General features: G+C 74.6%; 15 protein-coding genes. 5 read left to right on the top strand and 10 right to left on the bottom strand.

Translation table 11 applies throughout. The annotated features are described in order from the left end of the window. Window positions 1-32: 32 nt before the first annotated feature. The gene (locus FZ988_RS05370; protein WP_149203101.1) at window positions 33-683 is read left to right on the top strand and encodes a potassium channel family protein; all 651 of its coding nucleotides are present in this window, start codon (window positions 33-35) and stop codon (window positions 681-683) included. Further along, window positions 683-1,357, top strand: a complete 675-nt coding sequence (locus tag FZ988_RS05365; RefSeq protein WP_149202951.1) for a potassium channel family protein — start codon at window positions 683-685, stop codon at window positions 1,355-1,357. The genes FZ988_RS05370 and FZ988_RS05365 overlap by 1 nt, the downstream gene beginning before the upstream one ends. Here FZ988_RS05365 and FZ988_RS05360 read toward each other — a convergent pair. From FZ988_RS05360 to dut, 4 genes are all read right to left on the bottom strand, one after another. Further along, entirely contained in the window at window positions 1,284-2,060 is a 777-nt protein-coding gene (locus FZ988_RS05360) for a DUF3159 domain-containing protein (protein WP_246169228.1), read from the bottom strand. The genes FZ988_RS05365 and FZ988_RS05360 overlap by 74 nt on opposite strands. Continuing rightward, a complete protein-coding gene (locus tag FZ988_RS05350; RefSeq protein WP_188078975.1) occupies window positions 2,053-2,454 on the bottom strand; it encodes an OB-fold nucleic acid binding domain-containing protein in 402 nt (133 codons plus the stop codon). The genes FZ988_RS05360 and FZ988_RS05350 overlap by 8 nt, the downstream gene beginning before the upstream one ends. Beyond that, entirely contained in the window at window positions 2,454-3,173 is a 720-nt protein-coding gene (locus FZ988_RS05345) for a DUF3710 domain-containing protein (RefSeq protein WP_149202950.1), read from the bottom strand. Before FZ988_RS05345 ends, FZ988_RS05350 begins: the two co-directional genes overlap by 1 nt. A gap of 77 nt (window positions 3,174-3,250) precedes the next feature. Beyond that, window positions 3,251-3,736 (bottom strand): dUTP diphosphatase, encoded by a 486-nt coding sequence (gene dut, locus FZ988_RS05340; RefSeq protein WP_281287157.1) that lies wholly within the window; start codon window positions 3,734-3,736, stop codon window positions 3,251-3,253. A gap of 132 nt (window positions 3,737-3,868) precedes the next feature. On the opposite strand from dut, the gene FZ988_RS05335 reads away from it, so the two are divergent. Next, the gene (locus tag FZ988_RS05335; RefSeq protein WP_246169226.1) at window positions 3,869-4,429 is read left to right on the top strand and encodes a DUF3093 domain-containing protein; all 561 of its coding nucleotides are present in this window, start codon (window positions 3,869-3,871) and stop codon (window positions 4,427-4,429) included. On the opposite strand, the gene FZ988_RS05330 is transcribed toward FZ988_RS05335, so the two are convergent. Beyond that, complete coding sequence (locus tag FZ988_RS05330) at window positions 4,399-4,698, bottom strand: DUF4193 domain-containing protein (RefSeq protein ID WP_149202947.1); 300 nt, start codon at window positions 4,696-4,698, stop codon at window positions 4,399-4,401. The two genes, FZ988_RS05335 and FZ988_RS05330, sit on opposite strands and share 31 nt — an antisense overlap. Before the next feature lie 214 nt (window positions 4,699-4,912). Continuing rightward, complete coding sequence (locus FZ988_RS05325; RefSeq protein ID WP_149203098.1) at window positions 4,913-5,731, bottom strand: inositol monophosphatase family protein; 819 nt, start codon at window positions 5,729-5,731, stop codon at window positions 4,913-4,915. Between the two features lie 234 nt (window positions 5,732-5,965). On the opposite strand from FZ988_RS05325, the gene sepH reads away from it, so the two are divergent. Further along, window positions 5,966-7,207, top strand: a complete 1,242-nt coding sequence (sepH, locus tag FZ988_RS05320; protein WP_149202946.1) for a septation protein SepH — start codon at window positions 5,966-5,968, stop codon at window positions 7,205-7,207. 76 nt (window positions 7,208-7,283) lie between these two features. Here sepH and FZ988_RS05315 read toward each other — a convergent pair whose 3' ends face one another. From FZ988_RS05315 to FZ988_RS05300, 4 genes are read right to left on the bottom strand one after another with little or no spacing between them, the layout of a single operon-like run. Then, window positions 7,284-7,949: a thymidine kinase gene (locus FZ988_RS05315; RefSeq protein ID WP_149202945.1), complete on the bottom strand. Its 666-nt coding sequence runs from the start codon at window positions 7,947-7,949 to the stop codon at window positions 7,284-7,286. A gap of 9 nt (window positions 7,950-7,958) precedes the next feature. Then, window positions 7,959-9,149 carry an alkaline phosphatase family protein gene (locus FZ988_RS05310; protein WP_149202944.1) on the bottom strand — a complete coding sequence of 397 codons (1,191 nt, stop codon included), beginning with the start codon at window positions 9,147-9,149 and terminating at the stop codon, window positions 7,959-7,961. Continuing rightward, the gene (locus FZ988_RS05305; protein WP_149202943.1) at window positions 9,146-9,721 is read right to left on the bottom strand and encodes a DUF5998 family protein; all 576 of its coding nucleotides are present in this window, start codon (window positions 9,719-9,721) and stop codon (window positions 9,146-9,148) included. Before FZ988_RS05305 ends, FZ988_RS05310 begins: the two co-directional genes overlap by 4 nt. Before the next feature lie 45 nt (window positions 9,722-9,766). Then, window positions 9,767-12,703, bottom strand: coding sequence for a bifunctional acetate--CoA ligase family protein/GNAT family N-acetyltransferase (locus tag FZ988_RS05300; protein WP_246169256.1), 2,937 nt, complete (start codon window positions 12,701-12,703; stop codon window positions 9,767-9,769). Window positions 12,704-13,024: 321 nt separating this feature from the next. Here FZ988_RS05300 and FZ988_RS05295 point away from each other — a divergent pair, with 321 nt between their 5' ends. Then, window positions 13,025-15,508, top strand: a complete 2,484-nt coding sequence (locus tag FZ988_RS05295) for a DNA gyrase/topoisomerase IV subunit A (protein ID WP_149202942.1) — start codon at window positions 13,025-13,027, stop codon at window positions 15,506-15,508. The last annotated feature ends 53 nt before the right edge of the window (window positions 15,509-15,561 follow it).

The raw sequence follows: 15,561 nt of genomic DNA, 5'->3' as shown, positions 1-15,561 counted from the left end.
GTATAGCGTCAGCCGTTGTGCACTTCGTCATCATGGGCTGCGGCCGGGTCGGCGCGACCCTCGCCCAGTCGCTCGAGAGCCGCGGCCACTCCGTGGCGGTCATCGACCAGAACCCCGAGGCGTTCCGTCGGCTGGACTCCGAGTTCACCGGCAAGCGCGTGACGGGGCTCGGCTTCGACCGCCAGACCCTCGTCCAGGCAGGCGTCGAGGACGCGTACGCGTTCGCCGCTGTGTCGGACGGCGACAACTCCAACATCCTCGCCGCGCGCGTCGTGCGTGAGACCTACGGGGTCGGCAACGTCGTCGCACGGATCTACGACCCCCACCGCGCGGAGATCTACCAGCGCCTGGGGATCCCGACGGTCGCGACGGTCCGGTGGACCGCGGACCAGGTGCTGCGCCGCATGCTCCCGATGGGTGCGACCGACGAGTACCGCGACGCCTCCGGGCAGATCGTCATGGCGCAGATGGACGTCCATCCCGGGTGGGTCGGCCGGCCGCTGCACCACATCGAGGCGGCGACGGGCGCGCGGGTGGCCTACCTCACGCGGTACGGCGACGGCGTGCTCCCCGACCCGGCCACGGTGCTCCAGGAGAACGACCTGGTCCACATGCTGCTCGTCGCGACCGACCTGCCCAAGGTCGAGCGCGTGCTGACCCGAGTTCCCCCGGAGGTGGAGTGATGCGCGTCGTCATCGCCGGAGCGGGCTCCGTCGGCCGCTCGATCGCGAACGAGCTGCTGGCCGCGGACCACGAGGTCACGCTCATCGACAAGCAGCCGTCCGCCATGCGCGTCGCCTCGGTGGCCGACGCGGAGTGGCTGCTCGCGGACGCCTGCGAGCTGTCCACCCTGACCCAGGCGAAGGCCGACGAGTGCGACGTCATCGTCGCGGCGACGGGAGACGACAAGGTCAACCTGGTCGTCTCGCTGCTCGCCAAGACCGAGTACGGGGTCCCCCGCACGGTCGCACGCGTGAACAACCCGAAGAACGAGTGGATGTTCGACGAGGCGTGGGGCGTCGACGTCGCCGTGTCGACGCCGCGCATCATGACCGCCATGGTCGAGGAGGCCGTCGCCGTCGGCGACCTCGTCAAGATCTTCACGTTCCACCAGTCGGGTGCGGACATCCTCGAGGTGACCCTGCCCGCGGAGTCACCCCTCGTGGGCGTGCGCATCGGTCAGGTGATCTGGCCGCCCGACACGGTGCTCGCCGCGGTCGTGCGCGGTACCCGGCCCATCGCGCCGAGCATCGACGACACGCTCGAGGCGGGCGACGAGCTCCTCATCGTGGCGGGGTCGGACGCCGATCTCGACGCTCTGCACGAGCTCCTGGTGCGGCCACGAGCAACCACGTGATCCACAGGCCCAGGGCGAAGAGCGGGACTCCCATGACGAGCTTCGCCGTCCCGAGCCACGCCACGGCCGCGTCTCCCTGCAGGTAGAGCGGGACCTGGACCGCGAGCCGTCCGCCGAAGACGGCGACCCACAGCCACGTCGCCCACACGTACCGAGACCTCAGGTGCGCCGCGTCCGGCGCGGTGCGCCACGACATGTCCTGACCGCGGACCAGGCTCGCGACGACACCCACGGCGGGCCACCGCACGAGGATCGAGACGAGTGCGCCGAGGGACCAGGCGACGTTGACCCACAGCCCCCAGGCGAAGTAGTCCTCGGCGTCGCCGGTGCGCCACGCCCAGAAGACCCCGATGCCGATGCCGAGCAGACCGGAGAACGCCTGCGTCACCGGGGTGCGCTGCGCGAGCCGCACGACGACGGCCGCGAGGGCGACCGCGATCGAGGACACGAGTGCGGGGGTGAGCTCGCGCGTCGCGACGTACACGACGACGAAGACGAGCCCGGGCAGCACCGACTCGACGAGCCCGCGCACGCCGCCTATCGCGTCCGCGACGGAGAACTCGTCGGCCGCCAGCACGCGCACGCCGCGCAGGGGCGCGTCGCCCGCGCCCGGCGCGGTACCCGACGCCTCCGGCTGCTCGGCGGGACCGGCCGCGCCGTCCCCAGGCGACCGCTCCCCGCCCGAGGCGGTGGTGTCACTCACCGGGCCGCGGGCTGAGCTCGTAGCGCGGGTTGTACATCGTGCGGCGCCCGTCCTGGATGCAGACGAGACCCTCGACCCGGGCGCGGCGACCCGGCTCGATGCCGGAGATCTGCCGCCGGCCGAGCCACACGAGGCTCAGGCTCCCGCTGCCGTCGTAGAGCTCTGCCTCGAGCGCAGGCACGGTCTGGCGCGGGCGCAGCGTGACGCTGCGCAGGATGCCCGAGACCTGGGCGCGGTGCCGGTTCTCGACCTCGGCGACGGCGGTGCACCCGCGGCGCACCGTCTCGCGCCGCTCCTGCGTCGCGTCGAACTCGGCCTGCGTGCTCACGAGGTCGTGCAGGCGGGCCCGGAACCCCTTGCGACCTTCCACCGGGCGCTGGACGTCGCTGGCCATCAGTGGATCTCGGTGATCTCGGGACCCCGCGTGAGGGGGTCGACGGGCGCTGCGACCGGCTCGGCGGGCGCGACGGCGGGACGCTGGCCGGGCATGGCCAGCGGGAGGAGGTCGCGCGGTGCGCGGGGCTCGGAGCCACGGACGACGACGACGTCGGCGAAGACGGCCTCGAGCTCTGCGGCCTCGGCCGGCTCGATCGCGGCGCGTCCCGTCAGGACGCCGCGCAGGAACCACCGGGGGCCGTCGTGGCCGATGAACCGCGCCGGCCGGTGACCCGTGCGTCCCTCGCTCGTCCGGACGGGCAGCCGGGCGAGGAGCTCGCGACCGAACGGGCCCGGGAGGTCGTCGACGGACCCGCCCTGCTTGGTCACGGACTCGGCGATCTCGGCGCGGATGTCGTCCCAGATGCCCTCTGTCCGCGGCGCGGCGAACACCTGGAGCTGGAGCGAGGAGCCGTGCAGCGAGACGGCTGCGGCGCTCACGACCTTGGAGACCTTCTCGATCTCCATGCGGAGCTCCATGCCGTCCCGCCCGGGGAGCCACAGCGCACCGAGGTCGACGCGCTGGCCGCGCTCCGGCACCTCGTCGACGTCCCAGGGGCCCCGCTCACGTGCACCGGTCAGGGGCGCACCCTCGGGTGCGTCGACCTCGTCCGTGCCGACCTCGGCGACGTCCTCGGCCTGGTCCTGCGACCGCTTGCCTCGTCCGAACAGACCCACGCGAACTGCCTCCTGATCGACCTGTGATTCATCCACGACCCTAGACGTCCCGGGGGCGCGGGCCTACCACCCCAGGGCTACGGCTGCTCCAGCGGTGCGGCAGCACCGCTCCGGCCTGCGCCGCCCGCGCCCGGAACCCACCCTCCGGTGGATCCGAAGCCTGCGTCACCCCGGTGCGACCCCGGCAGGCGCTCGGCGCGGACGAACCGGGCGCGCTCGACGCGCTGGACCACGAGCTGCGCGATCCGGTCGCCCCGGCGCAGGTGCACACGCTCCTGCGCGTCGGTGTTGAGCAGCGTCACCTTGATCTCGCCGCGGTAGCCGGCGTCGACCGTCCCCGGTGCGTTGACGATGGTCAGGCCGTGACGCGCGGCGAGACCGGACCGCGGGTGCACGAAGGCCGCGTAGCCGTCGGGCAGGGCGATGCTCACACCTGTCGGCACCGTCGCGCGCGCGAGGGGCGCGAGCTCGACGTCGACCCGTGCGACGAGGTCAGCGCCGGCGTCGCCCGGGTGGGCGTAGGTGGGCTCGGGGAGGTCCGGGTCCAGCATCACGAGGAGCACCTCGACGTCGCCTGCGCGGTGCCCGCGCCACGTCGGGCGGTCGGGCCGGGGCCCGTCCCCGGGGGATGCAACGGGTGAGCTCGGCTGGTCCACGACGCCCGACTCTAGTTGCCGACCTGGGATGCTGGGGACATGAGCGACGCCGGGGACATGAGCACCGCACGGGGCCACGCGTCGGGCGGGGACGCGCGCAGCGCCGTGGCGAAGGCGCACGGTCGGGTGGACGGTCACAGCGAGCGCCTCTGGCCGGGCCTGCTCGGCTGGTCGTTCGTCGCCGGCTTCGCCCTGTTCGTGCTCATCGCGCTCTTCCCCGTGGGACGGGTCGCCGCGTACGTCGGTGGCGCGGTGGCGCTCGTGGCAGGTGTCGTCGTCGCCGTCGGGACGAGCACCGTCGTTGCTGTGCGGGACGGCGAGCTGCGCGCCGGCGGCGCCCACATCCCCGTCGGGCTCCTCGGCGAGGGCCGCGTGCTCGACCGCGCGGGGGTGCGCGCGGCCCTGGGGCCGGGGTCCGACGCCCGCACCTTCGTGTGCGTGCGGGCGTGGCTCCCCGGCGCCGTCGTGGTCACGGTCGTCGACCCGGCCGACCCGACGCCGGCCTGGATCGTGTCCTCCCGTCGCCCGTCAGCGCTCCTGACGGCCGTGGAGGATGCGCGACGCGAGGGTCAGGCCGCGCACTCCGAGCAGATCGGCTGACCGTTCTTCTCACCGGCCAGCTGGCTGCGGTGGTGGACGAGGAAACAGCTCGAGCAGGTGAACTCGTCAGCCTGCCGGGGCAGGACGCGGACCGAGAGCTCTTCACCGGAGAGGTCCGCGCCCGGGAGCTCGAACCCTTCCGCTGCTTCGGTCTCGTCCTCGTCGACAACCCCGGAGTTCTTGTCGGACCGGCGAGCCTGGAGCTCCTGGAGGGAGTCCTCGCTCAGGTCTTCCTCGGTCTTGCGAGGGGCGTCGTAGTCGGTTGCCATCAGGCGATCCACACTCCGTGTCGTTGTGGGCCGATCGCTCCCCGGACGGGGTGCGAGGACATCGGTACGTACTCAATGCACGACGCACGTCGGTTGTTCCCGCGCCCGCTCGGCGGAGGGGATTGTGCCCTATCCCGCGCCGGAGCGCACCTTCCCCACCCGGGCGGCCCAGCCGTCGCGCCCGTCGTGCCCGTGATGTCCGGGCTCGCGCCCCTCAGCCGACCGCGTCCTGCTCCGCGGGCGCGTCGTCGTCCGCGTCCAGCCCCTCGAGCAGGGCGACGAGACGCCCGACCGTCTCGGCCGGTCCCGCGACCGTCATGGCCTGACCGGCCGGCGCACCGCGCAGGCCCGTCACCGTCGCCCCGGCCTCCGTCGCGACGATCGCGGCGGCGGCGAGGTCCCACGGGGACAGACCGCGCTCGTAGTACGCGTCCAGCCCCCCGCCGGCGAGCGTGCACAGGTCCATGGCCGCCGAGCCGATGCGCCGGATGTCGCGGACGCGCGGGAGCAGGTCGGCGACGACACGCGCCTGCGCAACACGCCGTCGCTCCGTGTAGCCGAACCCGGTGCCGACGAGGGACTCGGCGAGCGGGCGCGCGTCGTTGACGCGGATGGGAGCGCCGTCGAGGAACGCGCCGTGCCCGAGCGCCGCCGTCCAGGTGCGCCCGTCCTCGACGGCGTGCACGCAGCCCGCGAGGACCGTCCACGTCGCCGGGTCAGGCGTGCCGGTGACGGCGGCGATGCTCACCGCGTACGCGGGGATGCCGTACAGGTAGTTGACGGTCCCGTCGATGGGGTCCACGACCCAGGTCACCCCGCTGGTCCCGGCGACGAGGCCCTCCTCCTCGCCGAGGATGCCGTCCTGCGGGCGCTCGCTCGCGAGGCTGCGCCGGATGAGCGCCTCCGAGGCGAGGTCCATCGCGGTGACGACGTCGATCGGGCTCGACTTGGTCGCTGCGACGTCGACCCGGCGCGGTCGCCCCTCCCGCACGAGCGTCCCGGCCTCCCGCGCCACGCGCTCCGCGAGCGCCATGAGTGCCCGGGGGTCGGCGCCGGCGTCGACCCCGGACGCTCCGCCCGGCCCGGCGTGTCCGGTACGTGCCTCGTGCTCGGTGTCCGCGCCGTGGGTGTCGTGGGTGTCGTGGTTCACGTGCCCATCCTGCCGGACCGGGCCCCGGCCACCCGGCCGACGGGCGGCACACCGGCCCACCTCCCCGCCTCCGGCGCGGCCAGATGGCACGCTCTCCTCAGGCCGTGAGGAGGTGCCATGAGCGAGCTGAGACTGGTCGGGCTGCACGACGACGGCGAGCACGTCGTCCTGGAGGCCGCCGACGGTCAGCGCTTCAGGCTGCCGATCGATGACGCCCTGCGCGCTGCGGTCCGTCGGGACCGACCACAGCTCGAGCAGGTGCGCGCGGAGCTCACGGGGGTCGTGCCGCCCCGGGAGATCCAGGCCCGGATCCGTGCCGGGGCGACGGCCGAGGACCTGGCCGAGTCCGCCGGCATCCCCGTGGAGATGGTGCGCCGGTACGAGGGCCCCGTCCTGGCCGAGCGGGAGTTCGTGGCGGCGCAGGCGCAGGCGAGCCGCATCGGGCGCGACGCGGGCGCACCGGTGCTCGGCGACCTGGTCACGGACCGCCTCGCGACGCGCGGCGTCGGCTCCGCGAGCATCCGGTGGGACGCGTTCCGCAGCGGCTCCGCGCCGTGGACGGTCGAGGTCACCTTCGAGGTCGCCGACGCCACGCGCTCGGCGCGCTGGACGTACGAGGCCTCGACGCGGACCCTGCGCGCCGTCGACGACGAGGCCCGCTGGCTGTCGGAGACCGAGATCGTCGACGAGCCCATCCCGCGGCGGCACCTCGCGGCGGTGCGCGGCGGCGTCTTCGACGTCGAGGCCGCCGACGCGGTGCGTCCGCTGCTCGCGTCCGTCGACGTCCCCGCGGAGCCCGAGCACGTCGAGGACCCGCACGAGGCGACACATGCTCTGCTCGACGACCTCGAGGGGCGCCGCGGCGTGCGTCAGCAGGTCGACCTCGACGAGGACGACGACGCCGATGCGTTCGAGGGGTTCGGACCGCAGCACGCCTTCGACTTCGAGCACCCGGACGTCGTGCGACCGTTCACCGGCGACGTCCCCGCGGCGCACCCGCCGCACTCGCGGCCCGACGAGGCGGTCGACGCGCAGGTGCTCGAGATGCCGGCGCCGTTCCGGGAGCGGCTTCAGGCCGTCCCCGACCGTCCGCAGGCCCGTGGCGCCTCGGAGCACGACGACTCCCCCGACTCCCCCGGTGCCGATGGCGGGCTTCCCGGCCGCGACGCGTCCGGGGCGCGGCCGTCCGACGGACCTGGTGCGCCCGAGAAGGTCGCCGAGCAGGCCGGTGAGCAGGCCGGTGAGCACGGCGGCGAGCCGGACGTGCCGCCGCCGCTGGCGAACCGTGCCAGGGGCCGCAAGGGTCGTGCGAGCGTCCCGAGCTGGGACGAGATCGTGTTCGGCGCGCGCCCGGAGTAGCCCGGCGCGGTCCCCTGAGCGGTCTGCGTGCTCCCGAGCGGTCTGGGGGCTGCCGGGCGTCGTGCGTCGCCGGGGTCTACTGGTGGGCGCGGGGGCCGCTGAGCTCGAACGGGAGCGTCTGGGGCGTGCTCGCCACGGCCCGCGCGACAGCCACGGTCATGCGGCGCATGTGGTGGCGGCGGCACAGCACCTCGTAGCCGACGTCGACCGACGCGTCCGTGTCCCCGACGACCACCTGCTCGCCCTCCACGACCATCACGCCGTCGACCGTGCGGGCGTTGTGCGTCGCGCGGGCCCCGCACCAGCACAGGCTCTGCACCTGGAGCACCTCGACACGGTCGGCGAGCTCGATGAGCCTCGCCGACCCGGGGAAGAGGCGGGTGCGGAAGTCGGCCGTGATGCCGAACGCGTAGACGTCGACGCCCATCTCGTCGACGAGCTGGGCGAGCTGCTCGACCTGGCGGGTCGTGTAGAACTGCGCCTCGTCGCACACCAGGTAGTCGACGCGCTCGCCGTGCGTGCGCCGCACGACGACGTCGTCCCAGAAGTCGGTCGTGTCCGTGACCTCGACGGCGGGGTGGCGCAGGCCCAGCCGGGAGGACAGGACGTCCGTGCCCGCCCGGTCGTTGCGCGTGAAGATCACACCACCCCGGCCGCGCGCCGAGTGGTTGTGGTCGAGCTGCAGCGCGAGCGTCGACTTGCCGCAGTCCATCGTTCCGCTGAAGAACACCAGCTCGGCCATGAGGTCTCCCTAGGCGACGACGAGGAGCGGGACGTACATCTCCCCCGGCGTGAACGAACCATGCATGCCCCGCAGCTGCAAGGAGTGCGGCGTCTGGGTGCGCGAGTCGACGACGCCGGCACGCCCCGTCGCGGCCACGACGACGTCGCCGAGGATCGGCATGACGTGCTCGGCGACGGGCCCGAACCAGCCGGCGTCGACCGCCTCGTCCCGCGTCGCGACGAGCGCCGCCTCGCCGAGGACGCGGCGCCACCGCTCGGCGACGGCCGCGGACTCGCCCTCCCGCACGTGCACGTGTGTCGCCCGCGGCTCCCCGGCGACCAGTGACACACCCGCGGCGAGCTCCGGCGCACGGGCGACGTCGACGAGCTGGGCGTGGTCGACGTCGACCATGCCGTGGTCGGCGGTGACGAGCAGCACGGTGCCCGCGGGCAGGCCGCGCGCGAGGCGCGCGAGCTCCCGGTCGGCCTCGGTCAGGGCGTCCGCCCACTCCCGCGACTGCCACCCGTACTGGTGGCCGGTCTTGTCGACGTCGCCCCAGTAGAGGTAGACGAGGCCGGGGGCGGACAGCTCGAACGTCGCGGCGTCGACCCTGTCCGCGAGGCGCTCGGCCTTGACGTAGCGGCCGCCGTCGAGCGCGGCCTGGGTCAGGCCCGAGCCCGCGAACTTGGCCGGACCCACCGACGTCACGGGCACGCCCGCGTCCGAGAGCAGCGTGAACACGGTCTGCTCGCGCTGCCACGTCGCGGCCGGGCCCACACCCTCCCAGGACACGAGGTTCGCGAGCCCACCGTGCTCGGGGTTGCGCACCGTGTACCCGGCCAGGGCCGTGCGCCCGGGCGGACGACCAGTGCCGAAGAGGCCCATCGAGGCCGCCGTCGTGGACGGGTAGCCGACGGTCAGACGACGCCCGGCGGACAGCGCCCCGCGCAGGAACGGGGCGTGACCGGAGCGCTCGGACAGCATCTGGTACCCCAGGCCGTCGACGAGCACGACGCACACGCGCGTCGCCGCCGGGACGGCCAGCCGCTCGCGCGCCGAGCGCGCCTCGGCGGCCCGTGGGCCGAGGTCGGCGCCGAGGGAGGCGGCGAGGGAGTCGGCCGCGGCGACGAGGACGCCGTCGAGGCACTGGCCGCCGTAGTCGGGTGCGACGAAGCCCGCCGCGGTGAACGCGTCCTGCAGGGCCGTGGTGACGCTCACCGTGCCCCTGCGCTCGCGGCCGAGAGCACCCGGGCGAAGGCGACAGCGGCCCGGACGGCCTCGGACCCCTCGGCCTGCGCGGACACCCGGACGACGACGTCGTCCGGCGAGCTCGTGCCGGTCAGCCCGTGGTCGGCCTCGCACGCCGGGTCGCCGCAGGCCGCGGGCTCGAGGTCGATCCGACGCACGGCGCCCCAGCCGAGCGCGAGGGTGAGCTCGGCGGGCACCGCGCCGGGCACGTGCTGCTCCGGGACGGGGACCACGTGGGTCAGCGCGACGGAGTGCAGGTGCGCGAGGGGCACGGACTCGGTCGTGGCCGACGCGCTCGCCGACGGGTGCTCGGAGTCGGCCGGGTGGTCGTCGACGTGCGCCATCACGAGTCGCGTCGGCGTCAGGACGAGCACGGTGACGTGCCTGCGCACCTCCGACGCGTCGAACGTCGTCTCCGGGTGCACGAGGTGCCCGATGACCTCCTCGCCGGCGAGGGCGACGTCGAGGACGTCGCCGACGAGCTCGGGGTAGTAGCCCGCGTGGTGCAGGCTCTCGTGAAGGTCAGTCGTCGCTCCAGGCACCGGGACATCTTTCCACCGATCGGGGCGTCCCTGCGCTACGCGGTCCTACTGCGGCAGCGCGCGGCGCACGCCGTCGGCCCGGCCGGCCTCCGCGAGCTCGACACGGGCCGCGAGCACGGCAGCCCCCGTCTCGCCGACGACGACGGGGTGGAGCTCGAGGCCGTGCACCTCGGGCAGGTCGTCCGCGAGCACGGACACCCTGCCGAGGACGTCCTCGACGGCGGCGACGTCGAGGGGCGCGAGGCCGCGGTAGCCGAAGAGACGCGGCGAGGCGCGCACCGACCGGACCATCTCGGCGACGTCCACGTCGGTCAGGGGCGCGACGCCGTGGCTCACGTCGCCGAGGAGGTCGACGGCGTCGCCCGCGAGGCCGAACGACACGACGGGGCCGAACCGCGGGTCCTCGCTGGACCGGATCACGCACGCCGCTCCTGCGGGGGCCATGCGCTGCACCTCGAAGGCGCCGTCGTCGACGCCGCGGCCCGCGAGCTGGGCACGCATCTGCTGGTACGCCTCGACCACCGCGGCGGGCCCGGTCAGGTCCAGGCGGACACCACCGAGGTCGATCCGGTGCCTCAGGTGCGCCGCGGTGCTCTTGAGCGCGACGGGCCAGCCGAGCTCCTCGGCCGCACGGACGGCCTCCTCGGCGTCGTGCACCTGGAGCGTGCGCCACACGTCCACGCCGTAGCAGCCCAGGAGCGCCGCGGCCTGGTCGGGTGCGAGCGCCACGGGAGCGCCCGTGTCACGGCCCGCCGCCAGGGCCGCGTCGACGATGGTGCGTGCACGGTGCCGGTCGATCCCGTCGGGCGCGAGGAGCTGACCGTGGTCGGCCGCACGCCACGCGGAGTAGCGCACGGCGGCCGCGAGGGCGAGCACACCGTCCTCGGGCGTCGCGTACGCGGGGACCGTCCGGGCCCGGCCGTCCGCGTCCGGGGCGGTGAGCTCCTCGGCCGCCCCGCTCAGGCCGAGGATGCACGCGACGGTCGTCCGCCCGCTGCGCGCGGCCGCGGCGGCGAGCACCCTCGCGACGTTCTCGTCGGGCTCGGCGAGCGTCGGCACGTGCACGACGACGACGGCGTCGCACGCGGGGTCGGCGTACACCTGCGCGAGCTGGGCCTCGAGCGCGGCGCGCCCCTCGGGCGTGGCCGTGGCGGTGACCAGGGTCTGCTGGTCACCGACCGTCAGCCCGGCGGAGGCCGACGCCTCGGCGACGATCGCGGCGAGCGGCTCGGACCCGGCCAGGACCGTCACCCGGCGGCCGGTGGGCAGCGGCTGGTGCGCGAGGAGCTGCGTGACGTCGAGCAGCTGGTGCTGGCTCTCCACCCGGATGGCGCCGCACTGGCGCAGCATCTCCTCGAGGGCGCGGCGCGGCACGCGCGTCAGCCGCACGGCGTGGCCCGCGGGGATCACGTGGCCGGACCGGCCCGCCGTCAGGACCACGAGCGGGGTCGTCGCCGCGAGCCGACGGGCCACACGCGCGAACTTGCGGGGGTTGCCGATGGACTCCAGGTAGAGGCCCACGACGTCGGTCTGCTCGTCGCCGCTCCAGAACTGCATGAGGTCGTTGCCGGAGACGTCCGCACGGTTGCCCGACGAGACGAAGGTCGACAGCCCGAGGCCCCGCCGCCTGGCCGACGCGAGCAGGCCGACGGCCATGGGCGCGGACTGGCAGAACAGCGCGATGCGCCCCGGCTGCGGGACGACGGACGCGAGGGACGCGTTGACCGTCGGCGCCGCCTCGGACCCGTGCCTGAAGAATCCGTACGACGCCGGTCCGAGGACGCGCATGCCCGCTCCGTGGGCGGCCCGCAGCAGGTCGCGCTGGTGCGCGAGGCCCTGGGGCCCCGTCTCGGCGAAGCCGCTGCTGAGGACGACGACGGCGTGCGCCCTCAGGTGCGCGCACCTGCGCACGGCGGCAGCGGCCTGCGCCGCGGGCACGGCGAGCACGAGGAGGTCGACAGGACCGGGCACGTCCGCCACGTCCGCCCAGACCTGGACGCCCGGCACGGGACCGACGGGACCCGCCGCGTGCACCACGGGGCGCACGATCCCGGGGACCGCGTCCCCGGGGAGCACGTGCTCGGGCACGGCGCCCTCGGCGGTCGCCCCTCGCCCAGCCGCGCTGGTGCCGGCACCGGCACCGGCACCGGCACCGGCACCGGCAAGGTTGGCCAGGACGGCGCGCGCGAGGGCGATGTCGACCGCCTCCACCTCGGCGTCGGGCCCCGCAGCGACGCGACCGTCCGTCTCGCCGTGAGCACGACGCTCGCCGTGCTGCCGCTGCTCGCCGTGGTCTCCGTGGCCTCGGTGCTCTCGGTGGTCTCCGTGCTCACCCCACTCACCCTGCCCACCGTGCGCCCCCTGACCGACGGCGGCCACGACGAGCACCGACCGGGGCGTGAGCATGCCCTCGACGCTGCGGGCCTCGGCACGCTGCTCGCGGCCGGCCATGACGGCCAGGAGCCGCTCCGTGGGGTCGATGTCGAACGACACCGAGACGATGCCGTCCTCCAGGTGCTGGCGCACGACGTAGCCCGCCTCGCGGAAGATCGCGAGCATCGCGCCGTTCTGCGGCAGCACCTCGGCGGTGAAGCGCTCGATGGCCCGTTCACGCGCGGCGGCCGCGAGGTGCTCGAGGAGGACGGACCCGAGTCCCCGCCCGTGGTGGTCGTCGGCGACGTTGAACGCGACCTCGGCCTCCGTCGGCCCCGTCCGGTCGAACCGTGCGACAGCGATGATCCGGTCGCGCCCGTCCTCCTCGGTCACGGCGACGAGCGCGACCCGGTCGTGGTGGTCGACCTGGGTGAACCGCACGAGGTCGCGCTCCGGCAGGCGCTCGAGGGGCGCGAAGAACCGCAGGTACGTCGAGCGTTCCGACTGCCGCACGTGGAAGGCCTGGAGCGCCTCGGCGTCGTCGGGCCGGATGGGGCGCACGCGCGCCGTCCCGCCGTCCCGCAGCACGACGTCGGCCTCCCAGTGCATGGGGTACGGCGCGCCCTGGGACCCGGAACGGGGGGCGACGCCGTCGTCGTCGTGTGCTGCCACCCGCCCAGGCTAGTTGGGACGGCCCGCACGCGGGGCGTCGCGGCCCGCCACGCGCCTCGACCGCGGCGCCGCCGCCCGCGCGTCGTGCGGGCCGTGCGCGCCCGCGCCCCCGTCCCCCGCCGCCCGCGCGTCGTGCGGGCCGGCACGTGCGCGGAGCAGCGACAATGGTGCCGGCGGCGCAGACCCTGCGGCGCCCAGGCCGCGGCGGTCAGCACGCCGGCGGCACGCACACGTGAGCACCGAGGAGCACCTTCACCGATGGCCCGCCGACCCTCCGGACCCGCCGACGCGGACGCTGGTCCCGTCGAGGAGAAGATCGTCGACATCGACGTCGCCGCCGAGATGGAGGGCTCGTTCCTCGAGTACGCCTACTCCGTCATCTACGCCCGGGCGCTGCCCGACGCGCGCGACGGCCTCAAGCCCGTCCAGCGGCGCATCCTGTTCCAGATGTCCGACATGGGGCTGCGACCCGACCGCGGGCACGTCAAGTCGGCGCGCGTCGTCGGCGAGGTCATGGGCAAGCTCCACCCGCACGGTGACTCGGCCATCTACGACGCCCTGGTCCGGATGGCCCAGCCCTTCTCCCTGCGCCTGCCGCTCGTCGACGGGCACGGCAACTTCGGCTCGCTCGACGACGGACCCGCCGCGCCCCGCTACACGGAGGCGCGTCTGGCCGCGCCGGCGATGGCGATGGTCACGGGCCTCGACGAGGACGTCGTCGACTTCGTGCCGAACTACGACAACAAGCTGACCCAGCCCGAGGTGCTGCCGTCGGCGATCCCGAACCTCCTGGTCAACGGCGCGTCGGGCATCGCGGTCGGCATGGCGACCAACATGGCGCCCCACAACCTCGTCGAGGTCGTCGCGGCGGCCCGGCACCTCGTCGCGAACCCCCATGCGACGCTCGAGGACCTCATGCGGTTCGTGCCCGGCCCCGACCTCCCCACGGGCGGCAAGATCGTGGGGCTCGACGGGGTGCGCGACGCGTACCTGACGGGCCGGGGCAGCTTCCGCACGCGCGCGACGACGCGCATCGAGAACGTCACGCCCAAGCGCAAGGGCATCGTCGTGACGGAGCTGCCGTACCTCGTGGGCCCCGAGAAGGTGATCGAGAAGATCAAGGAGGGCGTCCAGGCCAAGAAGCTCACCGGGATCACGAACGTCACCGACCTCACGGACCGCAGCAACGGGCTGCGGCTGGTCATCGAGATCAAGACGGGGTTCAACCCGGAGGGCGTCCTCGAGCAGCTCTACCGCTACACGCCGATGGAGGACTCCTTCGGCATCAACAACGTCGCGCTCGTCGACGGGCAGCCCCGCACGCTGGGCCTGCGGGACATGCTCGAGGTGTGGGTCAGCCACCGGATCACCGTGGTGCGGCGCCGCTCCCACCACCGCCTGCGCCGCAGGCGCGAGCGTCTCCACCTGGTCGAGGGCCTGCTCGTCGCGATCCTGGACATCGACGAGGTCATCCAGGTGATCCGCGCGTCCGACACGGCCGAGGTCGCACGCGAGCGGCTCATGAGCGTCTTCGACCTCTCGGAGGTGCAGTCCGAGTACATCCTCGAGCTCCGCCTGCGCAGGCTCACCAAGTTCTCGCGGATCGAGCTCGAGAAGGAGGCGACGACGCTGCGCGAGGAGATCGCGGAGCTCGAGGCGGTGCTCGCCGACGACGCCCTGCTGCGGACCGTCGTGAGCGACGAGATGGCCGACGTCGCCCGGACCTTCGGCACGCCCCGCCGCACGATCCTGCTCGAGCACGCGGGCGGGGCGGGCGTCGTCGGCGCACCCGCCGCCGCACGCTCGGCGACCCCGCTGGAGATCGTCGACGCACCGTGCTGGGCCCTGCTGTCCGGGACGGGCCTCCTCGCCCGCACCGCGGACGAGGCCGAGCCGGCACGCGAGGGCCGCCGCTCGTCGCACGACGTGGTGGTCTCGAGCGTCGCGACGACGACGCGCGGCGACGTGGGCGCCGTCACGTCGAAGGGCCGCGTGCTGCGCCTGCCCGTGCTCGACCTGCCCGGGATGCCTCCCACCGACGGCCCTCCGTCCCTGTCCGGCGGCGTTCCCGTGAGCGAGGTCCTCGACCTCGGGCCCGGCGAGCGCGTCCTCGCGCTGACGGCGCTGGGCGCCGACGCCCCGACCCTGGCCCTCGGCACGGCCGCTGGCGTGGTCAAGCGCGTGGCGTCCGAGGCGGCGCCGAGCCGCGACACGTGGGACGTCATCGGGCTCAAGGACGGCGACGAGGTGGTCGGCGCGGCCGCGGTGACCGACGACGACGACCTCGTCTTCGTGACCTCGGACGCTCAGCTCCTGCGGTTCGTGGCGGGCAACGTGCGTCCGCAGGGCCGGGCCGCCGGCGGCATGGCGGGGATCAAGCTCGCCGCCGGCGAGCGCGTCGTCTTCTTCGGGGCCGTCCCTGCCTCGGCCGTGGGCGACCCCGAGAACCCGGGTGCCGTCGTCGTCACCGTCGCGGGGACCTCGGCCGCGCTGCCGGGGACGCAGGCGGGCGCCGCCAAGGTGACCGCGTTCGAGCTGTACCCCGCCAAGGGACGCGCCACGGGCGGCGTCCGGGCGCAGCGGTTCCTGCGGGGCGAGGACACGCTGATCCTCGCGTGGGTGGGGCCCGCACCGGCCCGTGCCACGGGATCGGCGGGGCAGGCCGTCGAGCTGCCCGCGCTCGACCCTCGTCGGGACGGCTCGGGCACCACGTTGCCGGCGCCGCTGCACGCGGTGGGCTGACGCCCCGACCTGGCGCCGGTGGGCGCAGCCCCGGCCGGGCCCGCCGCCGGGGT

It is taken from the genome of Actinotalea subterranea (genome assembly GCF_008364845.1).
Classification (GTDB): domain Bacteria; phylum Actinomycetota; class Actinomycetes; order Actinomycetales; family Cellulomonadaceae; genus Actinotalea; species Actinotalea subterranea.
This window is presented reverse-complemented; position numbering and strand designations above follow the sequence as displayed.